Raw genomic sequence first — 22675 nt, 5'->3', positions numbered from 1 at the left:
GGCGCGAACCTGGGAAGAGCCGCCGATGGTGTTGCTCACCGAGCTGTGGGTCACAGCGTCTCCACTGCGGTGAGGGCGGGCGACGCCGCCCCGGTGCCGGGTTCGGCTGCTGCGGGCCCGCGCGGGGTGGGCAGCGTGACCGCCTGGTGCTGCTGCTGTGCGAGGCAGGAGTCGACAAGCGCGAGCATGCTGAAGGCCTGCGGAAAGTTCCCCAACTGGCGTTCGGCTACCGGGTCGTACTCCTCGGCGAGGAGCCCAACGTCGTTGCACAGCACCAGCAGCCGGCTGAGCAACTCGCCGGCGGCGTCGTGGTAGCCGATAGCGTGGAGGGCGTCGACAAGCCAAAACGCGCAGGGAACGAAGGCACCCTCATGGCCGGCCAGGCCGTCGACGTTCACGCCCTCCCGGTCATGGGTGAGGTAGCGGTGGACCAGGCCCTCCGGGGTGGACAGTTCACGCTGGATGGTCTCGACGGTGGCGATCACCCGCTTGTCGTCGCCCGGCAGGAAGCCGAGGACGGGGATGAGCAGGAGCGCCGCGTCCAGGTCCTGGCCGCCGTAGTACTGGGTGAACACCCCGCGCTCGGGGTCGAGCCCGTTCTCGCACACATCAGCGTGGATCTCGTCGCGCACCTGCTGGAGGTGGCGCACCATGGCCTTGGAGACGGTGCGTCGGCGCGCGAGGAGGGTGGCGGCGCGATCGAAGAACACCCAGCACAGCACCTTGGAGTGGGTGAAGTGGCGCCGAGGCCCGCGGACCTCCCAGATCCCCGCGTCGGGCTCGCGCCAGCGCTGCTCCAGCTGTTCGGCCAGCGCGAGCAGCAGACTGTCGGCAGCCGGGTCGGGCTTGAGGCCAGCGTCCTCCGCGACCAGCAGGGCGTCGGCCACCTCGCCGTAGACGTCGAGCTGGAGCTGGCCGTGGGCCGCGTTGCCGATGCGCACCGGCCGGGAGCGCTCGTACCCGGGCAGGTGGTTCAGGACCTCTTCGTCCACGGGGGGCTTGCCGTCGACCGTGTACAGCACCTGCAGGTTGTCGGGGTCCACAGTGCCGGTCAGCCAGTCGCGCCAGGCGCCCGTTTCCTCCAGGAAGCCGAGGCGGGCCAGGGTGGCGGCGGCCAGCGCGGAGTCACGCGGCCATACGTACCGGTAGTCCCAGTTGCGCTCGCCGCCGATCTCCTCGGGGAGCGAGGTGGTGGGCGCCGCGGTGATCCCGCCGTCCATGTGGCACATCGCCCGCAGGGCGACCGTGGCCCGAAGTACGGCGTTGTGGTGCGGGCCCTGGTAGGTGCAGCTGGAGGACCAGTTCTGCCAGCACTGGACGGTGCGCGCCAGTTCGTAATGGCCGTCGGGTACCTGCGGAGCCGGGATGCGGGAGGGCTGCCAGGTGAGGGCGAGTACGACCTTCTGGCCGGCGGTGACCTCGAAGTCGGCTCGGCTGCTGCCGACCGCGCCGGGGCTGTGGCGGGGGCCGTCGAGCACGTAGGTGTCCCGCAGGAGGGTCGCGGTCAGGCGGGCCCGGCCGTGGTGCTCAGCACGGTGGACGGTCGGGACGAGGGAGCCGTAGCCGGGGCGGGGGCGGAACTGGGAGGCGACGCGGACGGTGCCGCTGATGCCCTCGACGATGCGCACGATCTGGGCGGGGGCTCGGCCGTGGTCGTCCGGGGCGGGCATGAAGTCGATGATGCGCACGCAGCCGCTGGGGGTGTCCCACTCCTGTTCGAGGATCAGGGAGTTGTCGCGGTAGCGGCGGCGTGTGCAGGGCTTGGGTGCGGTCGTGTCGTAGCGGGCGGGTGCCAGGCGCCAGAAGCCGTGCTTCTCGTTCCCGAGCAGGGCGGCGAAGACAGCCGGGGAGTCGGGGCGCGGCCAGCACAGCCAGTTGATGGTGCCGTCGCGGGTGACGAGGGCGGCGGAGCGGGTGTTGCCGAGCAGGGCGTGATCCTCGATCGGCGGTGCGGACAGGGCACGGGGCACGGAGCGGTCCTGACGTGGGTGGGAATTGGTGAGTGGGAGCGCCGGAGGGTGCGGGCGCGCAGACAAGTCGGAGCTGGTCGTGGTGGGAGACCTGGTCGATCACGCGCAACGGCGTGGTGCGGAGGGTCTGTTGGGTGGTGCGGTCCGGTCGCCTCCTCTTCCCTGGGTTGTTGGGGTGCGGCCCTGGCCCGAACGGCCGCCATGGGTGTGGTGCGGGGTGCTTACGCTGTCTGTTCGCCGGGTGGGACGGCGCAGCGGAACGGCTCGGCAGGCCAGTCGGGTTTGATGTCGCGGAGGAGGACCAGGCCGGCCAGGACGGCGGTGATGCTCGCCTGGATCTGGGTGCGGACACCCAGCCGGACGCGCAGGCCCCTGTCGTACTCGCGCACCGTGTGAGGGGTGACGTCCAGGTCGGCCGCCAGTTCCGGCGCGGTGCGTCCGCCGACCCATCCTTGAAGGATCCGCTGCAGGCGCCCGGGGAGCCGGAAGTCAGTGGTGGGCGGGGTGTGCGGGCCGGTCACGATGCCGTGAGCGGCGCCCCAGGCGACCAGCTGCGGCACGGTGCGCGTTCCCGTCGTGCTCAGTAGGGCGCGAACGGCCTCGTCGACGTCGGCGGGGGCGAGGGCGAGGACGGGGTCGACCGTGATCGTACGGGGTTGGGCCTCCGCGGCGAGGTGGCCGAGCAAGCGTGTCTCGCGTTCGGAAAGGGCGTGTGGGGGCAGAGCGGTGTTCATCGGGGCACCTCCGATGGTCGGTGGGGGGTCACGGGCGGCCGGTGGTTCGACTGAGGTGGTCCAGCAGGCGGTGGCCGAGCCCGGCGGCGTCGCCGGTGCCGATGACGAGGACCAGGTCGCCGGGCTCGGCGAGGTCGGCGATCTGCTGCTCTGCGCTTGGCTCGCACGGGCCCACGCGCACTCGAACCGGCGCGCTGGTCCGCTGCGCGGCCTCGGCAACGGCGTCCAGCGGGTCGGGGATGTTCGGCACGGTCAACGGGGTGGCGACCGGCAGCAGGACGACGCGGTCGCCTTCGCGGCCGGCGGCGAGGGCCTTGCCCAGTTCGGTGGCGTGTGCGCTGGTACGGGCGATGCCGTCCGGCTCCAGCACGACGATGAGGTTGCCTTCGGTGAGCATCCGGGCGGCCTGCACGTCGGCGGCAACCTCTTGGGGGTGGCGGGCGCGGGAGTCGCACACGGCGATCCGTGCTTTGGTGCCGACTTCGGTCAGGGACCGCTCGACGCCCTTGAAGGCAGCCAGGCGCTCGGCGATGGCCCCGGGGTCCTCTCCGGCGACCAGGGCGGTGGCGATGGCGGCGCAGGCAGCCAGAGCGTGGTGACGCCCTGCGAGCGCCACGACGAACTGGTGCGTGGTGCTCTGGTAGCGGAGGGCGAGGAGGTGTTCGGCGCCGAGCCAGCGGGGGGAGAGCACCCACACGTCGGCGCTCTCGTCGAGGCCGACCGTGACCACGGTGGGGCCGGGCTTGGGGCGGTCGCAGAGCCTCTCGTGGAGGATCTTCGCGCCCTTGTCCCAGAGCGGCAGGACGACGGTTGCGGAGCTGCGGGCGAGCCGGGTGGCGGCGTCCAGAGCTTCGATGGTGTCCTCGAAGTGCGGGGCGTTCGCGGCCACGGCGGTGATCAGTGTGAGGGCGGGCGACGGCTGGCGGTAGGCATGCTGGTGGTGCGGGCGGTGGGTCCAGGAGCCCGGCGGTGCGGCCTCGTGTGTACCGGTGTCGGGGCACAGGTCCACGACGAGGCGCTGGCCTCCGCCCTGCCCAGGGGCGGTACCGGCGGCGGGGGCGTTGAGGATCCAGCCAGTGGAGCCGTCGTTCAGGGCGGCGGCCAGGACGGCGGCGGCGGTGGCGGTGTCGTGGCTGCCGCCCACCGCCACCAGCGGCCGGCCGGCGGCGGCGCACAGCATGGCGAGTGCGTGGGCGCGGGCGAGCACCGGCACGCCGAGGGCCTGGGCGCGATCGAGTTCGGGGTGAGGGGCGGCGACCACGCCGGACCAGACCACGGCCGTGCGGTCGTTGCGGATGCTGTCGGCGGTGAAGCCGACCGTGGCCTCTACGCCGGCCGCGCGCAGACGGGCGGCGGCCGGGCTGTCCTGGTCGGCGCGGTCGATGCTGGCGGTGACGTCCAGACCGCGGGAGGCCAGCCACAGGGCCAGGCCCTCCATGCCGGAATCGGTGACGCCGACCAGGTGGGCCTTGACCAGCAGGTCGGGCACGGCAGGGGCGGGCGCGGTGTCGGTCTTCGCTTGGGGTTGCACGAAGGTGTCCATGGCGGGTCTCCAGCGCAGGGGGAACGGTGGTGGGGGTGGAACCGGGACGGCCGCGGGCCCGGGGGTGTGGCTCCGCGGCCGTCCCGGGGCTCAGGCCTGGGCGAACCCGCGCGCCAGCTCCGCGTCGGTGACGCGGTCGGCGTGGTGCTCGACCTCCAGCCAGGCGAGCGAGACGAGGTGGTCGACGACGCGTTCGCCCAGCAGCTCGCGGGCGGTGCGGCTGGCCTCGAACCGCTCGACGGTGGCCCAGGGGTGGCGGGAGAGAACCCGGGCGTCGTCAGCCCACTGGGCGTCGCCGGTGACGGGCGTATCGGGCTCGAGCTTGCCCGTGATGCCGTGTCGGATCGAGGCGAGGGCGGCGGCCAGGGCGAGGTAGGGGTTGGCGTCCGCGCCGGGCAGACGGACCTCCAGATGGAGGCTGGGGCCGTGGCCGACGACCCGCACCGCGCAGGAGCGGTTGTCTCGCCCCCACACGAGTTTCGACGGCGCGAACGGCCCGCCGAGCCGCTTGTGGCTGTTCACGTACGGTGCCCACAGCGGGCCCATCTCGTGCAGCGCCTCCAGCAGCCCGGCGACCGCCTGCCCGCCCGCCTGCGACAGGGCGCCCGCGTCCTGCTCAGAGGCCGTCACCGGCTGGTCGTCCTTCCACAGGGAGAGGTGCAGGTGCATGCCGGAGCCGACCCCGTCGCTGGGCGCGGCCATGAAGGTGGCCGCCAGCCGGTGCTGCTCGGCCACCGCCCGTGCGGCGTGCTTGAACAGCACGTGCTGCTCGCAGGCCGCAGGTGCCGGTCCGTAGGGGAAGGTCATCTCCACCTGACCCGGGGCGCTCTCGAACTTGAGCGCCTCGACGGGCAGTGCGGCCCCGGCCAGGGCCTGGCGCAGCGAGCGGGAGAAGTCGGCCGCCGGGCCCGGCCGGTCGAGGGCGTAGTCGCGGTTGTCCCAGGTCACCGGGCGAAGCCCGCGCCAGTCGGCCGCTGCAGCCTCGGAGACGGTGCCCTCGTACAGGAGGAACTCGGTCTCGATGCCGACCCGCGCCTCGAATCCCAAGTCCTGCAGCCGGGTGAGCTGTTCGTCCAGGATGGTGGCCGGGGACAGCGGGTGCGGCTGGCCGTCTTCGAGGGGGTGGGCCAGCACGAGGGCTGTGTCCGGTTCCCACGGGATCACGCGGGCGTGGTCGAGGTCGGGCAGCACGGCGATGTCGCCGAAGCCGGACTCCCAGGAGAACTCGCCGTTCGGCAGTGGCGTCATGCCCAGGTCCGTGCCGAGCACGTAGCCGCACATCTCCGGGGTGATCGGGCCGGACTCCAGGCGCCGCAGGAACGTGCGGGCGTCGTGCTCCTTGCCCTTGAGCCTGCCCTGCGGGTCGACGGTGGCCAGCAGCACGGTGTCGAGGCCGCGGGACGCCACCAGCTCGGTCAGCGGGCCGACCGCCGATGTCACCGAGGCACTGCTCAGAGGACGGGGGATGCGCATCGCGGGTGTCATACGATCTGCTCCTCGATCGCGGCGAGGTGCGGGTCCTGGACGACCGGGGCGGAGAACCGCTTGCCGGCCATCCGCCACCACACCCACGCCAGCGCCAGGACCACCAGCAGGGTGACGGGCGCGTAGTTGAAGGTGTCGATGGTCACGGGGTAGCGCTGGGGCAGGCAGACCAGCACCGTCAGCACGACCACCCACACCACCGCGGTGATCCCCACTGGGCGGCTCCACCGGCCCAGGTTCCACGGTCCCGGAACGAACCGGTCCCGCTGCCGCAGCCGCAGGTAGACGGGGATGATGTATCTGGGAGTCATGCCGATCACGTTGACCGCGGTCACCGCTCCGTAAGCGGTCGCGCTGTACAGTGAGGGCACGGCGAGGGCGAACGCGACCACCACAGACAGCCACACCGCCGGCACCGGGACCTTGTTGGACCGCGAGACCCGGCGCCAGGTCGCCGATCCGGGAAGGGCGTTGTCCCGGGAGAAGGCGTAGACCATGCGGCTCGCAGCGGTGACCTCGGCGGAGCCGCAGAACAGCTGGGCGCCGATCACGATCAGCAGCAGGACCTTGGCCCCGGTCGTCCCGAGCGCGTCCAGGAAGACCTGGGCGGGCGGCACGTCGGCGGCGGCGGTGCCCGCGTAGTCCTGAACCGCGAAGAGCAGGCCGGCCAGCAGCACGAAGCCGGCGATCAGCGATATCCAGATCGAGCGGACGATGCCGCGCGGGGCGGCGATCCGCGCGTTGGTCGTCTCCTCGGACATGTGGGCGCTCGCGTCGTAGCCGCAGAAGGTGTAGCCGGCCAGCAGCAGGCCGACCGCGCTCACGTAGACCGGGTTCGACCACCCGGTGCTGTTGGCGTAGTGCCCGAACACGAAGCCGGGGCTCTGGTGGTGGGAGGGGACGACGGCGAGCACCCCGACGATCACCAGGACACCAAGGACGTGCCACCACACCGAGACGGCGTTGAGCAGGCTCACCACCCGCACGGCGGCGACGTTCAGCAGGGCGTGGACCAGCAGCACGACGGCGAAGATCGCCAGGACCAGGCCGGGGGAAGTCTCGACTCCCCACTGCAGGTTGGCGAACGCGGCGATGAAGGACGCGGCGCCGTAGTCGATGCCGGCGATCCCGCCCAGCAGGCCGAGCAGGTTCAGCCAGCCGGTGCCCCACGCCCAGCGCGGGCCGCCCAGCCGCAGCGCCATGTAGTACAGGCCCCCGCTGGTCGGGTAGGCGGAGGTGACCTCGGCCAGCGCCATGCCGACCAGCAGCACGGCGAGGCCCACACCCAGCCAGCCCCACATCATCACGGCCGGGCCTCCGCTGACCAGGCCGAACCCGAACAGCGTCATGCAGCCAGAGAGCACCGAGATGACGGTCAGGGAGATGGCCAGGTTCCCGAACCCGCTCATCCTGCGCACCAGTTCGGGCTTGATCCCCAGACCCGCCAGATGGTCGTCATCCGCGTGGGAGTAAAGGGCCTGGTCAGAGCGTGACATGAGGAAGCCTCCGGAAGAGAAGGTCAGCGGTATCGGACTCCGGCCGTTGGACCGGGAGGACAGCGGGAGATCAGCGGGCGGCGGCGGCCGACTGGGCGAGCACCTGCCGGAAGAGGTCGTCGGGACGGCCCCCGACGCTCGTCCACGGCTGGGAGGAGACGAAGGGGGCCATCGCCACGAGGACCTCGGCGGCATCGGCCGGTCGGCGGATCGCCCACAACGCGTGCGCGAGGTGGCCCTCGTCCACCACCGGCCACCGCAGGCCCGGTTCGCGGGGCGCCGCCCGCCAGTTCTCGTACGCCTGAAGCACGGTGGAGCGCCCGCGTTCGTTGTTCGTCCACTGCAACGCCGCCGCGTCCTTGCGCTGCGCGCGCCGGTAGCTGTCGACCATCAGGTACAGCGGGAGGGCGTACAAGGGCGAGCCGGCCGGGGCCGCGGGGACGAAGGTCGCCAGGAAGGTGCCCGCTGTCCCGCTGTCCTCCCGGGCGAGCCAGAACCGCAACATCCGGTGGAACGCCTCCCTGTTCCACGGGTCGGAGCGCCGGGCCTGGGCGAGCAGCCCCCACGGTCCGGGCGGGAGCATGTGGTCCGGTGCCGGGATCCGGTGCACGGGGTGAGACTGGCCGGGGTCGAGCTGGGCCAGGCTGAGCAGGCAGATCCACGGGACAGGATCCTTGGGAAGGGTCGAGGCGGCGTCCCAGCACAGGTGCCGCGCCTGCTCCAGCAGTTGGGCGATCGTGCGCTGGTCTGCCCGCTGCGTCACGGCGGCGACGGCCCGGTCCACGGCTGTGCGGGCCAGCAGGGTCACCAGCCCGGTGCTGTCCGGGGCCTCGGCCTGCCAGTGGTGCAGCACGTTGGTGCGCGCCGAGACGGCGGCCAGGACCTGGGTGCGAGCCGTCCATACCGGCCAGTTGTCCCACGAGCGCGCCAGCAGGGTGTGCGCGGACATCCACCGCCCCTGCTGCAGTTCCTCGACGGCGATCCGCAGGTCACTGTCGTGGCCGGCGGGGTGCTGGACGAACCGGCCCGGGTCGAGGGCGGTGACGGCGTCCATGGCCGGGTCCTTCCTGGGCAAGACGGCCGCGCGCACCCGAAGCGAGGGCGGGGAGACCGAGTGGAGACGGGCCGATGCCGGTGAGACGGGGCCCGATCAGTGAAGCCGGATTTCCGGCGGGTCATACGGAACCACCGGCCAAGGGCCGCCCAACAGTGCAGACTTGTTGCATCGTGTTGCAGTTGATGTTGCAAACCCGCCTGCGACCTGCGAAGTCGTCGCCGAAAAAATCTTGGGGAGAGCGCGATGAGGCAAAGGGGGCGGCTGGCCGCGCTACGCAGGGCCGCCGGCCACACCCAGGAACAGCTCGCGCACCTGATGAGCGTGGATCGGTCGACGATCCACCGCTGGGAGAGCGGGGCATCGACCCCGCGCCCGTGGCAGATCGACAAGCTCGCCAGGTTGCTGGAGATCTCGCAACGCGAGATGCGATCCGTCTTCTTCGGGGACTCGGTCACCGATCCCGCGCTGGACGGCGGGGCCGAACGAATCGGGTCAGCGGCGGTGCACACAGCACCGCTGTCTGCCCTTCCAGGCCCCGGGGCCTCCCGGGAACCCCAACCGGCCTCAGGCCGGTTGGCGGCGGTGGACGCGCTCATCGGTGACTGGGCCGCCGTCAACGCCAGGCCCTCACCAGCTGCGACCTCCCTGTGGGTGACGGGCGAGGACATCGCGGTTGCCGAAGGGATGCTCGGGATGTTCCGTCAGCTCGACCACACCCACGGAGCCAGGCACCACTGGCGGCAGGTCAGCTCCTATATCGACAACGAACTCGACGCCCTCCTCCACCGACCCGCAGCGGACGAGCACGTCGCGCGCCAACGGGCCCAGCTCACCGTCGGATTCTGCGAACTCGCCGGCTACCAGGCCGTCGACACCGGTAACCCCGACCGAGCCCAGGACTACTACCAGCGCGCCCTGACCCTGACCACCGCGACCAACGACCAGGCGTACGGTGCCTACCTGGTGGCGGTGAACCTCGCCCACCTCGCCCTGCACCGCGGACTCCCGCAGACCGCCCTGCGCTGGGCAGCCTCTGCCCACGCAGCGGCCGGCACCACGGCGAGCCCCTCCACCCGGGCGGCCATCACCGCGGTCCTCGCACGCGCGAACGCCAGACTGCTGCGCGAGCGCGAGGCGACCGCGCTGATCCTGGAGGCCGAGCAGCTACTCAACACGGCCGACCCGCAGGACGAACCGCCCTGGATTCGCTACTTCACCCACGCCTACCTTGCCGATGAGGCCGCGCACTGCCTTCACGACCTCGGCCGCGCACCGGCCGCCCGGACTCAGCTCACCGACGCGCTCGACGGCGTTGGCGCGGACCGGGTCCGGCGACGCGCGATCGACGCCGCGCTGCTCGCCGCCACCTGGCTGCGCAGCTCAGACCTTGACCAGGCGGTCGCCGCCGGGCGCGACGCCGTCGCCTTCGCCGCCAGAACGGGATCCGGCCGGTGCGTCGAGCGGGTGGCCGGCCTGCTGGCCGACATGCGTCACCACGGCGACTACGCCCCGGTGCGGGACCTGCGCGACTTCGTCCGTGCCGTGCTGCCGGAGGCGGACACGCTGGCGGTCACGATGACGAGCGGTTCATGACGCTCCGGTAGAAGGCGAGTTCGGCACGGAGCGCCTGCTCCCGGTGTGCGGGCGCGGACAGGTAGTGGTCCCCGCCCTCCAGGAGCAGACTGGCGTGGCCGCTGTCGAGCGCGGCCAGCTCCCGGGCGAACTGTACGGCCTCCGGCGCGGAGGTGATCGTGTCGGCCGACCCGTGGATCACCAGAATCGGGCAACGGACCCGGGACGGCTCCACCGCACCGGCAGGGCCCCGCAGAACAGCGGCGTGCGGACGCTGGAACGCCGGCACGGACACCTCCCACCGCGCGGGGTCGATGATCGCCGACGTGGCCGTCGCACCACTGAACGGGCCTGGGAGGCACGCCGCCTGCAGCGCCGTGTAACCGCCGGCGCTCGCGCCGCTGATGAACACCGCACCGGGCATCGCCACGCCGCTCGCCCTCAGGTGGTCCGCGACGACCGCGCAGTCCTCCACGTCGTAGTCGCCCCAGTGGCCGTGTAGTGCCTGCCGGAAGCTGCGGCCCCGGCCGGTGCTGCCGCGGTAGAGGACCTCGGCGACGGCGAAGCCGTGGCTGACGAAGAACTGCGTGGTCCAGTCCAGGCGAAGGGGAACGTCGTCCGTCGGACCCGGGTGCGCCCGGACCAGGAGAGGCACCGGCCGCGCTCCGCCGGGCGGTCGGTACAGGAGGAACCTCACCGACCGCTCGCCGACCGCCGCGACCTCGACCGACGGGGGAGCCGGTGTCCAGGGCAGAGGGGCCTCGGCGAGCGGGCCGCCGACTGGGACAGCGGGGGAATCCGGCCGCGCTCCCAGGTCGATCGACCAGAGAGCCGGCGGGCTACTCGGGGTGGAGCCGATCACGGTGAGCACGTCGCCGTCGACGGCGACGTACGGCTTCACGGAAGTGAGGTTCGCTCCGAGTCTCCGCCGACCGCCTTCGTCGTCGACCGCGAGCAGCTCGGTGGTGAAGCCGTCCGAGACCGTCAACACCACCGTGCCGTCGCCGCCGAACCCGTACGACTGGTACCCGCCCTCCCAGGGAGCCGGCGCGCAGTCCGCCTCGATCGGCACGACCGCCTCGACCACGCCGTCACGAAGACGGTGCAGGTTCCACCACCCGGACCGGTCCGACACGAAGTACAGCAGCCCGTCCGGCCCCCACAACGGCTGAACCACCGACTCCTCGGCGCCACCCGCCACGACCTTCTGTGACGCCGCAGCACCCGAGCGCACGTCGGCCACGAGCAGCTGGGAGCCGTCCCACGGCATCCGACCGCGGTCCCACTCCACGTACGCCAGCTCGTCCCCCGTCAGCCGGGGGCAGGCGAGGAAGCCGTGGGAGCGCACCAGCACCCGGGCGTCGCCGGCCGGTGACGCGGCGACGATCTCGTCCACAGTGTCATCCCCGCGAACGGCGAGCAGACCACCATCCGGCGCGGAAGCGAGGTCCCCGTAGCGCCAGACCCCTGTAGCGGGAAGGATCCGCTGGAGCGCGCCACCAGTCGGCTGGAGCAGGAGGGAACCGTCGCCGCCAACGAACCACAGCCCGTCCGGGACGACCGCGAAGGCGCCGCCGCCGTAAGCATGGAGGTCCCCGCCGACCGGTACCTCCGGAGGCGTCACCACAACCGGGCTGCCCGAGCGGTCGGCCCACACAACTCGTCGGCAGCCGCCGTGATCCGGATCCGACTGCAGCCACCACAGCGACCCACCCACGGAACGAAGTTCGTCGTAGGCCACCGCCGTCCGGGCCACCCAAGCGGGCGACAGCCCCATGTCCTCGGTCATTCGATCGCGGTCCTCTCGGCCTGCCCGGTCGGCTGCCCGTAGGCTACCCGCCCACCAGCGAGCCACCGCACCCCGCCCGTGCCGCCATGTGCTCCGGAGCCGAGCGGCACTCGGCACACCCCCGGCGAGCGCCTTGTTCTGTGCGGGTCACACGGAACGGCAGACAACGGCGATGCGACAGGGCAGATTTGACGCATCAGGCCGCAGCCATGCAGGGAACCTGGCTGCGGACTGCGGCTGTTCTGGAACACCAAGTTCGGGAGAACGCGATGAAGCGGGACGGGCAGCTCGCCCAGTGGCGCCGGGCAGCGGGCCTCACCCAGGAGAAGCTGGCTCAACGCCTCGGCGTCGACCGCTCGACCGTGCACCGGTGGGAGACCCGCAAAACGGCGCCGCAGCCGTGGCAGATCCCGTTGCTCGCCAAGACGATCGGCCGCACCGCCGGGGACCTGGAACCGCTCTTCGACAGGCGGACGAACAGGAGCGAGACAGATACCGCCGAGATCGCCAAGGATGACGGTGCCACCGCGGCATCGCCCGATGTGCTGCGGGACGCCTTCCTGGATCTCGAGCGACGGTACGACCGAGTCCCCTCCTCAACCCTGCTGGCCGAAGCCGGGCAACACCTCGCCCGCCTCGACCAGCTGGCCCGCCAGTGCCGGCCTGGGTCACAACAGCGGGACGTACTGACCCTCCAGGCCGAGTCCAGCACCCTGATGGGGAAGCTGATCTGGGACGCCTCGCAACGACACGACCACGGCGGCGCGCGCACGTACTACTCGCAGGCAGCCGCGATTGCCCGCCGCCTGCACGACCCCGCCCTGGAGAGCCACGCCCTCCTCCGGTCGAGTTACATCGACCTCTACGGCACCAAGGACGCGACGACCGGCCTCGCGCTCGCCGACGCGGCAGCAACACGGGCGGCACCGGTCAGCCCCGCGCTGGCGGCCCTGGCACTCCTGCACGCAGGCGAGGCGCGCGCCATGCTGGGAGACAGGCGCGAGTGCGAGCGGAGCATCGGCCTCGCCCAGGAACAACTGGCCCATCTGGACACCGGCTCCACCACCGGCCTCATCTCGCCGGACAAGGTCGGTCGGCTCGCCGGCTCGTGCTACCTCGAACTCGGCCAACTCCGCAGGGCACAGGACGAGCTGGAATCCGTCGCCAGAAGCCTCGGCCGCCGCCAGAAATCCCGGACGATCGTGCTGGGGAACCTGGCCCTCTCCCTCATCCGACAGCGGCAGGTCGACGGAGCCCTCGAAGTCCTGCACCAAGCCGTCGACGAGCTCGCGCAGACCCGCGGCGGCGGGGGAATGACCCTGGTGTTCGCCGCCGCCCGGGAACTGAAACCCTGGCGGCGGGAAGCCCAGGTCCTGGACCTCCAGGACCGGCTGCTGTCCTTGATGGCGGCACCCTGACCGAAGGAGACGATGCACCCGTGGGCCTGAGCCAGGATCGAGACAAAGCCGAACTGCGCGAGCGCGTCTGGACCGCACTGGACGCCGCCTCGGCAGTCGAGGACGACACAGCGCACGGCAGGATCCCGGCCTTTCACGGCGCCGAGACGGCCGCCCACCGCCTTGCAGACCTGCCGGCATGGCACGCCGCCAAGATCGTCAAGGTGGTACCGGACACACCTCAGGAACCAGTCCGTGCCCTCGCCCTGAGCCAGGGAAAGACCGTCTACATGGCCGTACCCCGGCTGGCGGCTGCCGCGCCGTTCTACGTCCTGGACCCCGCGCGCCTGACCGTCTCCCCCGCGGTGGCCGCGAATCGCAGGCAGGTGCCGAGCCTGACCACGGCCGTCGACGTCGACCAGCTGGCACCCGTCGACGTCGTCGTCCTGGGCAGCGTCGCGGTCGACCGGACCGGGGCCCGGATCGGCAAGGGTGCCGGCTACTCGGATATCGAGGCCGCCCTCCTGACTGAGGCCGGACTCATCAGCGAACGGACCGTGATCGTCACCACGGTGCACCGCCTCCAGGTGGTGGACCAGGTGCCGACCGCGGCCCACGACGTCAAGGTCGACGTGATCGTCACCCCGGAGGAGGTGATCATGTGCCCCGGGCCGCGTACGCCCAGTCGGATCCGGTGGGAGGACCTCCCGGAGGACAAGATCGCCGCGATTCCGGCGCTCGCACTGCGCCGGGCACGGCGCGGCTGAACTCCGCGGGCCCCTGCGAGGCGAGCGGAGCCGTCCTCCGGTGGTCAGCGACCGTGGCTGCCGATCACCGGAGGCTCTGCCTAGGCTGCGGACGCCCCAGCAGCCGTGGCGAGAAGAGCTCGCGCGGAGGTCAGCACACGTCCCATGTCGGTGTCGAACTCGCCATCGGCAAGTCCGAGCAGGAACGCCCTCCACTCCTGGGCGTCGTAGAACAGGACGGTGCCCTGGGGGTCAGCAGAGTGGCGGAGGGCCACGGCGCCTTCGGGGAGGAACGCCACCTCCAGACGATCGGCCGGGTCGCTCCGCGGTGCTGCCAGCCACGTCATGTTGCTGAGATCGAGGGCGTAGAGGTCCGCCTTGGCGGCACCGAGGGAATGGGTCATACGGCGACCAGCTCGCCGGCGAGAAGAGCGGAGGCGAAGTCGCACATCGACTGGCTGCTGGTCCTGATCGGAGGGATCTGGGGGTTCTTCGAGTCACGAATCGCAACTGCCGGCAGCGTCGGCATCGGGGCCAGCTCCACGCATTGGCCGTTGTTGGCGGTGTACGTGCTCTTGTGCCAGCTGGTTCCGGTGAGGGGGGCCGCGTACAGCTCCGCTGCGTTGATCATTCTGATGCCAGTTTTCTCTCGGTCTGCTCGATCAGTTCGAGGCTCTCGGTGACGCTGAGGGCTGCGTCGGTGAGGTAGTTGGACAGGCGGACCAGACGCCGCAGACCCAGTGCATCGTCAACGAAAACGCTACCAGTCACCGCCTCCGCGAACGCAGCCTCCGGGCCCTCCTGGTCTTCATTGGTGAACATGCTGAACGCCCCGGTCTGCGTTCCCTCCTCGCCCTTGCTGAAGGGGATCACTCGGAGATCGACATTGGGCAGGGCCATCACCTCGCGGAGGCGGCGCAGCTGCGCAACCTGGACGGCGGGGCCGCCGACGTGGAACTCGAGGGCGGCCTGGGTGATCACGCCCGAGAACTGCAGGGGGTCGTCCTCGTGATGGATGCGGCGCTGGCGCCGCATCCTGACCTCGACGAGGCTGTCGATCTGATCGGGCCCGAGCGCAGCGAAGCCCACCCCGGTAACCGCGCGGGCGTAGTCCTCGGTCTGCAGGAGGGAGGGAATGTATACGACTTGGTAGTCGAAGACGGCCGCTGCCTCGTGCTCATAGCGGATGAACTCGGCGTACCGCGAGCTGAGGACATCCGCGTAGGCGTCCCACCACATGCTGGTGCGCTTCCGGCCGCGCTTGGCCAGTGCCTCCAGGTGGCTGCGCTCGTCCTCGGGGACGTCGAACAACTCCATCAGGGCGTCGTAGTCGTCGGGGTTGGTGCTGCGCTGGCCGGTCTCAATGCGGGTGACCTTGGAAATGCTGCAGCCCAGGTGAGTCGCAACATCGGCAGCCGTGAAGTCGCGCTCTTCACGCCGGCGCCGTATGTCGGAGCCGAACTGCTTGCGCGCGGTGGCCGGGCTGCTCGGGATGGTCGCTGCCATCTGGTCCCTTCCGAGGTCGGGGCTCGCCTTGTCCGGTCAGGGTAGGCCACCTCCGCCCGGTTGCGGACAGTGTACGCGGCCGTTGCTGTTCATATGACTGGCTCCATGACTGGCAATTTGCCAGTCACGTGCTTGACGGGACGTCATCTCGCGCGGGACGCTAACGATGTGACGCAGTGCACTCCCGGGAATCCGGAGTGCTATCGCTGCGTGCCCTCGGTTTGCCTCGGAGAGGACACCCATGGCTCTTGAACATCCGCCGCCCTCATGCCCGGTCGCTCTGTCCGACGGTTGGGAGAAGCTCGCGGACGGGCTGGCCGTCCAGCGGATCCACCTCCACAGGAGAGAGCTGGAGGACGCTCTCGGTAAGGGAGCCGCCGAGTGCGGCCTGCCCGTGCAGGCTTCCCCGCTCGCCCTGATCAGCCGGCCGCTGCCGCCGGTTGACGCGGCGGTGACGGACGTCTCGGCTGCGGGGCTCCTGCCCTTCGTCACCGTTCCCCAGCAGATCGGCCGTGGCACGGACGACGGCCCGCTGGTGGCTCCGGCCCGTGCCGTCGCGCAGATGCTGACGGCCGGCGGTCTGGAGGACGCCGCTGCCCAGGGCATCGAGGCGGTCTGCGCCGCGTCCGCCTGGTGGGTCGGAGCGTTCGCCGTGCTGCGGCACCGCGGCGGCCACCACGTCCACATCGACGACGACGTCACCGACACCGTGGCCCTGACCACCCTCGTCGACGCGACCCACGCCGTCGCTCTTGGAGCCGCGACCCGCGTCCTGCGACGCCGCCTCCAGCTCACCGGGGACGGTAATCCGCAGATGCGGGACGCCTACTGCCGTGCCGTCATCGAGGCCATCGTGACCGAGCCGACTCTGCCGGCCCTCTTGGAGAGCCTCGGCGAGCTGCGCCTGGTGGACCTCGTCGCCAACGCGCTCCCGTGGCGCGGCCAGTACCTCAAGTACCGCAGCGGCCTCGGCGCCGGACAGGTGGAGTAGATGAGCAACGAAAGTCTGCCCCCGGGTTTCCTGGTCGTGGTCGAAGGGCTCGACGGCACCGGCAAGACCACCCTGCGCAAGGGCCTGTTCCAGCTCATCAAGAGCCTGTACGGTACGACCCCGCTGTCGATCCTGACGACCAACTGGCTCGACCCGAGCGTCGCCGCCGACCTGGAAGAGGGCAAGTACCGCCCCAGCGAGGCGAACCGCACCCGCTACCTCGCGGCCCTGCGCGCCGACAAGCGGGCCTCCGTCGAGCAGCTGATCGTGCCCGCGCTCCGGCACCGGCCGGTAGTTGCCGACCGGTGGCTCCTGTCGGAACTGGCCTTCTTCGCCGTCAAGCACGATGCCCCGCCGAAGGAGACGTACGCCGCGCTGGAAGACTCCATCGCGGTGCGGGCAGACCTGACGCTCCTGCTGGAGCACAGCCCGCAGGAGGCGATGGCCCGGGCCGCGAGCCGCTCGGGCGACGCCGTGCGCGAGGACTGGGACGTCCTGGACGTCCAGACCCGGGTACGACGCACGTACGACGAGGTCGCCGCCGACCCGGCCGCCTTCCCCAAGCTCGGCCCCATCGTCTGCATCGACGCTTCGCTGGACCGCGCCGGCGTTCTGGCCGCCGCCTGGACCGCCCTGCGCGAGCACCAGCTCCTGCCCGCCCTCCCCCTGAAGGAGACAACGTGAGCACCATCCTGTCACCGATAGCCCGGCCGCTTGCCGCGGCGCTCCACAACGCCGCCGTGAACGGACGCCCGGTGCGGGCGGTGGGCGCCGTCAACGCGCTCGCCGCCAAGATCGCTGCCGACAGCGGGTTCGACGCGCTGTGGGTGTCCGGCCTGGAGGTCTCCACCGCGCTCGGCCTGCCCGACGAGAACATCCTCGGCCCCCGCGACCTCGCGGACGTGGTCGTCGCCGTGCGCCGCACCACGGACCTGCCGGTGATCGTCGACATCGACAACGCCGGCGGGGCAGTCGGCACGGCCGGCCGCTTCGCCAGGGACCTCGCCCGTGCCGGAGCCAGCGCGGTGTGCCTGGAGGACAGCGCCTACCCCAAGACCAACTCCTTCTCGCTGCACCGCGACCAGGGCCTCGCCGACCTCGACCTGGTCCGTGAGCAGCTCAAGGAGATCCGGGCCCAGGCCGGGGAGCAGATGCTGCTCATCGCCCGCACCGAGGCGCTGATCTGCGGCGGGTCGCTCGCCGAGGCCACCGCCCGCGCCGAGGCGTACGTCGCGGCCGGAGCGGACGCGGTCCTGCTGCACTCCAAGGACGCCTCCGGCGAGCAGGCGCTGGGCGTCGCGAAGGCGTGGACGGGGCTGGCCCCGCTGGTGAGCGTCCCCACCGCCTTCCCCCAGCTGGGGCCGGACGAACTCGGCGCCGCCGGCTACGCGCTGATCATCTACGCCAACCAGCTCAGCCGGGCGGCGATGGCCGCGATGCGCGAGGCGGCCGACACCTTCCGCGCCACGGGCGCCTTCGACCCGGCGCGCTTGGCCGGCGTCCAGGACCTCCTCCAGGTCGCCGACCCCGCCGCCCGCGCCAGCCTGTAGCCGCCCGCCCCGAAGACAAGGAGGAGCCCGGTATGACGCAACTGCCCAAGATCAGCGTCTCGGTGAAAGCCGCGATCGTCCACAACGGCGAGATCCTGCTGCTGTCCTACGACGACAGCGACGACGGCGGCGACTTCCACTACAACCTGCCCGGTGGCAAGGCCGTCGAGGGGGAATCGCTGCGCGACGCGGTCGTGCGCAAGGTGCTGCAGGAGACCGGCCTGAACGTGCGCACCGTCCGGGAGCTGTTCGTCGTTGAGTACGTCCCCGGACAGTACGGCTTCGACCTCGGCCCCCAGCACAAGACCCAGCACAACTTCCTCGCCGAGATCACCGACGGCAATACCGAGCCGCGGATGTCCGACCCGATCGACCCGATGCAGGTCGGCTTCGAATGGGTGCCGCTGGCCGACCTGCCCGGCAAGCACCTGCTGCCGAAGGTCAACCAGCCGCTCCTGGACTCGCTTGCCAACCCCCGCGACATCCTGGTGGACCGGTGGTGAGCGCCCCGGCCGTGAGCCGTCCGACCGCCCTGATCGTGGGCGGCGCCACCGACCGCAGCACGCTCGCCCAAGCGCTGCCCGACTGGACCGTGCGCACCACGGACTCCCTCGACGTCCTCGACGACACCACCACCGTGGTGGTCCTGCGTTCCGGGGTCCGCCTGGGAGCCGACCAGCTGCGGCGCCTGCCGGGACTGCGGCACGTCATCCGCGCGGGTTCTGGCCTGGACGGCCTGGACCTGCCGGAACTGGCCAGCCGCGGAATCACGGTGCACCGCAACCCCGTCCCCGCCGCCGACTCCGTCGCGCAGTGGGCGCTCGCGGCGATCCTCTCGCTCGCCCGGCGCATCCCGCTCGGGCAGTCGGCCCTCGCCGCGGGCGCGCACCTCAAGGCCGGCTGCCTGACCCGCCCGCTCGCCGAGGCCCGCCTCGCGATCTGGGGCGCCGGAGCGATCGGCCAGGCATGCGAGGGCGCCCTGGCCGCGCACGTCGGCGAGATCGCCTACGCTGCCCGGCCCAGCATCCCCGCCGACATCCGCCAGCTCCCGGCCGCCGCCCTGACCGAGTGGGCCGACATTCACCTGGTCGCCCTCCCGGGCACCCCTGAGAACCAGGGCGCCTTCGGCCCGGCCTTCCTGACCGCCGCGCGCAGGCGCTGCCCGATGCTCGTGTGCGTCGGACGGCTGGCCACCCTCGACGTCCCGGCGTGCCTGGAAGCGCTCGACGACGGCGATCTCGCCGGCCTGGCCCTGGACCCCGTCGACCCCGAGGACATGAGACTGCTGCCCCGCGTCGGAACACCGCGCAACCTGATCGCCACCCCGCACATCGGCGCCCAGCGCACCGACGTCCGCGACCGCCTGGACACGTGGGTCGCCGCCACCGCCCGCTCCCTGGCCGACCGCCACGAGCAGGTGAGACCGTGACGCCCTGGCACACCGAACGCCTGCGGATCGCCCACGCCACCGCCGCGGTCCTGGCCGCCGAGCACCCGGGCGCGCAGATCCGACTCGAAGGCGCCCTCGCCCACGGCCTCGCCCACGCCCGCTCCGACATCGACCTGCGGATCGTCACCCCGGTCGGGCAACCACTGCGGGTCGTCTCGCAGGTGGTCGACGGGATCCGCGTCGACCTCCACACCAGCACCGCCGCGGAACTCGGCGAACTGTACGGCCTGCTCGCCTCCTTCGACCTGCCCCGCGAGGGCGACGTCGCCGCCTTCCGCACCGTACGCAGCCGCCTGAGCGATCTGACGACCCTGCGCACCGCAGTCGTCCTCGACCAGGGCGAGCAGAACCCGGTGCTCGACAAGAACGAGGCGGACCAGTACGCCCGGTGGGCACTGGCAGACCGTGTCCAGGCCGCGATAAGCCTGACCGAGGACCTGCTCGGGCTCATCGAGGCCCGCCAGCGCCTCTCCGAGCAACTCGTCTGGCAGCGCCTGGCGGTGGTGGTCGCGCAGGCCGAGGCTGCCGCGGCCGGGCAGCCGCTGCTGGGCGAGAAGTGGCTGCCCGCCCTGCTCGGCCTGGCCACCGGCCCCGACCAAGCCCCCCGAGCCGTCCCCACGCTGCCCGACACCGGCCGGCCCTTCGGAACCGAGACCGCCTTCCGGGCCGTCCGAACGCGGCTCTGCCAGGCCCTGACCTCCCGCTGGGGCACGCCCGAACCCGGCGACCCGTCCCTCGACCCGGCCTGGTCGGGCCTGGGCTGGCTGCCCCAGCGGTGCAGCGACGGCTGGGCCCTGCAACGCGGCGACGACCTCATCCCGCTCACCGACGTCCAGTTCCACGCCTGGGCCACCACCACCCGCTCCTGACCACCCCGACCGGCCGGAGGTACCCATGCCGGACACCACTACCTGCACTGAGCCCGCCGGCATCGAGTCCCTGTGGCTCACCCTGGAGGACACTGACCTCGACACCGCCGTCTCGATCGTCTGCAAGCTGCGTAACGATGTCTGCGATGTCGACTGTTCGTATTGCTTCGAAAAGCGCAAGGAACGCCCCGGCGGCGCCGCCATCACCCGCGAGCAGATCCGCAAGCTCGGAACGCTCTTCCCCGGCCGACGCCTTGTGATCGAACTCCATGGCGGTGAGCCGCTCACCGTCGGTCAGGACGCCATGGCCGAGATCCTCGACGAACTCGCCGCCCAGCCCGCCGTCCTGCGCGTTCACCTCCAGACCAACGGCGTCAAGCTCGACGACTCCTGGCTCGACCTCTTCGAACGGCACTACCCGCAGTTGAGCATCGGGATATCCCTCGACGGGGACGAGCAGGGCAACTCCTGGCGCGTCGGCTACGACGCGCAGCCGATCTATCCCCGGATCGCCGCCGCGCTCGACCTCCTCGCCCGGCGTGGGCGCACCTGCGGTGTCGTCACCGTCGTGACCCCGAATGTCCTGGGCCGAGCCGCCGAGATCCTCGACCACATCGCCTCGTTCACCGCGGTCAACGCCATCAACCTGGTCCCGGCGTTCGACGGCTCGACCACAACCGCAACCGCCTCCGCCTCCCGAAGGACACCCGCGAGCCGTCTTCTACAGCAGCGGGCCATCACCGCGCAGGGACCGGACTGGGCGATCACCCCCGACCAGTACGCCCGGTTCGTTCTCCAAGCCGCTGGCCATTGGATCGCCGCCGGCCACCACCAGCGGATCAAACTGGACCCCGTCGTTGCGGTGATCCGCCAGCTGAACGGTGTTGGTGGGGACCACTGCCACTTCTCCAACCTCAAGTGCTCGCACGTTTTCACCGCCTACCCCAACGACGACCTCGGCTCCTGCGACGAACTCCCGTGGCCGGCCGCCAAGCTCCTGCCGCTGACCGTCGTCGGTGAGCAGCAGATCACGGCAGCACAGCACGCTAACACCCTGCTCACGGGCGGGCGAGCCATGATGACCAAGTGCCTCACCTGCCCCTACCGGGCGGTGTGCGGCGGCGGGTGCACCGCGACCCGCTGGCGCATGCTCAAGGCCACCGGCAGCGACGACGCCTACTGCCAGCACCGCGCCCGACTCGTCGACGGCGTCGCCGCCCTCCTTGCCGCACCCGGTCACCCCGCCGGAGCGCTGTGCCGCACCGCCCACTGGCGGCGCCACGCCGTCAACGAGATGGCCGACGCCGACGCCTTCCTCGCCCGCTGGGACAACCCCGACGCACCCCGCAAGCCGGCCCGGCTGGTCACCAGCGAGTACGGCAACATCAACACGAGCGGCCTGCCCGGCATCCAGGAAGCCGACGACCTCGACCCCCTCCACCTCCAGTGGGCCGACGGCATCGAGCCCCGCGTTAAACCGCTCCTCGACACCGTCATCGGCAGCTGGGGGGCCGCCACGTACGACAGCTGCGAGGGCCACCAGCACACCGGCAGCGACGCGCCGCCGTCCCCGTTCCGCGTCGGCCTCCTGCCGCGCAGCCCCGCCGAGTACGGACAACTCGCTGCTCGCGCCTGTCACGCCGTCACCCGCGCCGCCCCCTACCTGCCCACGGGGCTGACGCTCCAGCTGATCCACACCGACCTCGCCAGCACGGCCACCGGCAGGACCCACCGCACCCTCGAGATCCGGCTCGTGCCCACCGACGGGGACTGGGACACCTACTTCGCCGGTCTCGACCAGGGCGCCCGCGTCCTGATCCACGCCGCCCGCCACGCACCGGCCCTGCTTCCCCCGGCCGTCGCCCGGCTGGTGAGCGCCCAGGCACTGAGCAGTCCCCGGCACCTGGCCCGGCACCGTGAGGGCACGGTGCCCCGCGAGTGGCTGTTCCCAGGAGCCCTGCCCGGCCGCCCGGTCAGCGCCCACCGCCTCGCCGAGCGGCTCGCCGCCCACGGCATCGAGGTCCGGGCAGCCCGCAACACCGCCGTCCTCACCCTGGCCCAGGACCTGCCCGCACCGGTGGTCAGCGAACTGCTCGACCTGCACATCACCACGGCGGTGTACTGGGGCAAACGGGGCGGACGCGACTGGATCGGATACCTCGAATCCCGCCGAGGGGAAGCGCCGCAAGCCGAGGGCTTTGACGGGGAGTAAGGAGGGCGGCACTGCGGCTAACGGGCGGTGTGGCATCGGAACCAACATCCAGCGTGACCGATTCACGATGGCCTGCTTCGAGACTTGCCTGGTGCCATAGGGTCGCTGGATGGATGCGGCTGGTGATGAGTTGGACGAGTTGATCAACGTCTGGGTGGAGGAGCGGCTCGCTTTGTCGCCCGCATGGTCTGCGGAGAAGCAGGAGGCGATCTTTGCCCTGCTAGGGATCCGGCGCGCGGGTCAGGCGGACTCCGGGGCGCAACCTCACGCCCATCTCCCGCAGCGTGTCGAGAATCGCGGTTGAGCCT

General features: G+C 71.5%; 21 protein-coding genes. 11 read left to right on the top strand and 10 right to left on the bottom strand.

What is annotated here, in order from left to right:
• Positions 1-50: 50 nt before the first annotated feature.
• The 6 genes from ACIQOW_RS18785 to ACIQOW_RS18760 all read right to left on the bottom strand — a co-directional run bounded on the left by ACIQOW_RS18785 (position 51) and on the right by ACIQOW_RS18760 (position 8282).
• The gene (locus ACIQOW_RS18785) at positions 51-1970 is read right to left on the bottom strand and encodes a glycoside hydrolase family 15 protein (protein ID WP_401086128.1); all 1920 of its coding nucleotides are present in this window, start codon (positions 1968-1970) and stop codon (positions 51-53) included.
• A 221-nt stretch (positions 1971-2191) separates the two neighbouring features.
• On the bottom strand, positions 2192-2704 hold the full coding sequence (locus ACIQOW_RS18780; protein ID WP_401086125.1) for a helix-turn-helix transcriptional regulator: 513 nt from the start codon (positions 2702-2704) through the stop codon (positions 2192-2194).
• 28 nt (positions 2705-2732) lie between these two features.
• Positions 2733-4247: a Mur ligase domain-containing protein gene (locus ACIQOW_RS18775; protein WP_401086122.1), complete on the bottom strand. Its 1515-nt coding sequence runs from the start codon at positions 4245-4247 to the stop codon at positions 2733-2735.
• Positions 4248-4337: 90 nt separating this feature from the next.
• The gene (locus ACIQOW_RS18770; RefSeq protein ID WP_401086120.1) at positions 4338-5732 is read right to left on the bottom strand and encodes a glutamine synthetase family protein; all 1395 of its coding nucleotides are present in this window, start codon (positions 5730-5732) and stop codon (positions 4338-4340) included.
• Positions 5729-7228 (bottom strand): amino acid permease, encoded by a 1500-nt coding sequence (locus tag ACIQOW_RS18765; RefSeq protein WP_401086117.1) that lies wholly within the window; start codon positions 7226-7228, stop codon positions 5729-5731. Before ACIQOW_RS18765 ends, ACIQOW_RS18770 begins: the two co-directional genes overlap by 4 nt.
• 70 nt (positions 7229-7298) lie before the next feature.
• A complete protein-coding gene (locus ACIQOW_RS18760; RefSeq protein ID WP_401086114.1) occupies positions 7299-8282 on the bottom strand; it encodes a hypothetical protein in 984 nt (327 codons plus the stop codon).
• Between the two features lie 246 nt (positions 8283-8528).
• Here ACIQOW_RS18760 and ACIQOW_RS18755 point away from each other — a divergent pair, with 246 nt between their 5' ends.
• On the top strand, positions 8529-9878 hold the full coding sequence (locus ACIQOW_RS18755; protein WP_401086111.1) for a helix-turn-helix domain-containing protein: 1350 nt from the start codon (positions 8529-8531) through the stop codon (positions 9876-9878).
• On the opposite strand, the gene ACIQOW_RS18750 is transcribed toward ACIQOW_RS18755, so the two are convergent.
• Positions 9856-11253, bottom strand: a complete 1398-nt coding sequence (locus ACIQOW_RS18750) for a prolyl oligopeptidase family serine peptidase (RefSeq protein ID WP_401086108.1) — start codon at positions 11251-11253, stop codon at positions 9856-9858. The genes ACIQOW_RS18755 and ACIQOW_RS18750 overlap by 23 nt on opposite strands.
• A 602-nt stretch (positions 11254-11855) precedes the next feature.
• On the opposite strand from ACIQOW_RS18750, the gene ACIQOW_RS18745 reads away from it, so the two are divergent.
• On the top strand, positions 11856-13064 hold the full coding sequence (locus tag ACIQOW_RS18745) for a helix-turn-helix transcriptional regulator (protein WP_401086105.1): 1209 nt from the start codon (positions 11856-11858) through the stop codon (positions 13062-13064).
• A 20-nt stretch (positions 13065-13084) separates the two neighbouring features.
• Complete coding sequence (locus ACIQOW_RS18740) at positions 13085-13810, top strand: 5-formyltetrahydrofolate cyclo-ligase (protein ID WP_401086103.1); 726 nt, start codon at positions 13085-13087, stop codon at positions 13808-13810.
• 80 nt (positions 13811-13890) lie between these two features.
• Here the strand turns inward: ACIQOW_RS18740 and ACIQOW_RS18735 are convergent, their stop codons facing one another.
• Genes ACIQOW_RS18735 through ACIQOW_RS18725 form a run of 3 tightly spaced genes read right to left on the bottom strand, consistent with a single transcriptional unit; the run spans position 13891 to position 15295 of the window.
• The gene (locus ACIQOW_RS18735) at positions 13891-14193 is read right to left on the bottom strand and encodes a DUF397 domain-containing protein (protein WP_401086101.1); all 303 of its coding nucleotides are present in this window, start codon (positions 14191-14193) and stop codon (positions 13891-13893) included.
• A complete protein-coding gene (locus ACIQOW_RS18730; RefSeq protein WP_401086098.1) occupies positions 14190-14420 on the bottom strand; it encodes a DUF397 domain-containing protein in 231 nt (76 codons plus the stop codon). Before ACIQOW_RS18730 ends, ACIQOW_RS18735 begins: the two co-directional genes overlap by 4 nt.
• Entirely contained in the window at positions 14417-15295 is an 879-nt protein-coding gene (locus ACIQOW_RS18725) for a helix-turn-helix domain-containing protein (protein WP_401086094.1), read from the bottom strand. The genes ACIQOW_RS18730 and ACIQOW_RS18725 overlap by 4 nt, the downstream gene beginning before the upstream one ends.
• A 241-nt stretch (positions 15296-15536) precedes the next feature.
• Between ACIQOW_RS18725 and ACIQOW_RS18720 the strand changes: the two genes are divergently transcribed.
• From ACIQOW_RS18720 to ACIQOW_RS18685, 8 genes are all read left to right on the top strand, one after another.
• Positions 15537-16286: a hypothetical protein gene (locus ACIQOW_RS18720; protein WP_401086091.1), complete on the top strand. Its 750-nt coding sequence runs from the start codon at positions 15537-15539 to the stop codon at positions 16284-16286.
• Positions 16287-16970, top strand: a complete 684-nt coding sequence (locus ACIQOW_RS18715) for a dTMP kinase (protein WP_401086088.1) — start codon at positions 16287-16289, stop codon at positions 16968-16970.
• Complete coding sequence (locus tag ACIQOW_RS18710; protein WP_401086085.1) at positions 16967-17836, top strand: isocitrate lyase/phosphoenolpyruvate mutase family protein; 870 nt, start codon at positions 16967-16969, stop codon at positions 17834-17836. The genes ACIQOW_RS18715 and ACIQOW_RS18710 overlap by 4 nt, the downstream gene beginning before the upstream one ends.
• Before the next feature lie 32 nt (positions 17837-17868).
• Positions 17869-18339: an NUDIX domain-containing protein gene (locus ACIQOW_RS18705; protein WP_401086082.1), complete on the top strand. Its 471-nt coding sequence runs from the start codon at positions 17869-17871 to the stop codon at positions 18337-18339.
• An 11-nt stretch (positions 18340-18350) separates the two neighbouring features.
• The gene (locus tag ACIQOW_RS18700; RefSeq protein WP_401086080.1) at positions 18351-19265 is read left to right on the top strand and encodes an NAD(P)-dependent oxidoreductase; all 915 of its coding nucleotides are present in this window, start codon (positions 18351-18353) and stop codon (positions 19263-19265) included.
• The gene (locus ACIQOW_RS18695; protein WP_401086077.1) at positions 19262-20155 is read left to right on the top strand and encodes a hypothetical protein; all 894 of its coding nucleotides are present in this window, start codon (positions 19262-19264) and stop codon (positions 20153-20155) included. The genes ACIQOW_RS18700 and ACIQOW_RS18695 overlap by 4 nt, the downstream gene beginning before the upstream one ends.
• A 25-nt stretch (positions 20156-20180) precedes the next feature.
• The gene (locus ACIQOW_RS18690) at positions 20181-22367 is read left to right on the top strand and encodes a radical SAM protein (protein ID WP_401086074.1); all 2187 of its coding nucleotides are present in this window, start codon (positions 20181-20183) and stop codon (positions 22365-22367) included.
• A gap of 109 nt (positions 22368-22476) precedes the next feature.
• On the top strand, positions 22477-22671 hold the full coding sequence (locus ACIQOW_RS18685; RefSeq protein ID WP_401086071.1) for a hypothetical protein: 195 nt from the start codon (positions 22477-22479) through the stop codon (positions 22669-22671).
• Positions 22672-22675: the final 4 nt, after the last annotated feature.

Source organism: Kitasatospora sp. NPDC091335 (assembly GCF_044757205.1).
GTDB lineage: Bacteria > Actinomycetota > Actinomycetes > Streptomycetales > Streptomycetaceae > Kitasatospora.
The sequence above is the reverse complement of the archived record's forward strand: the minus strand, read 5'-3'. Positions and strand labels throughout refer to the sequence as shown.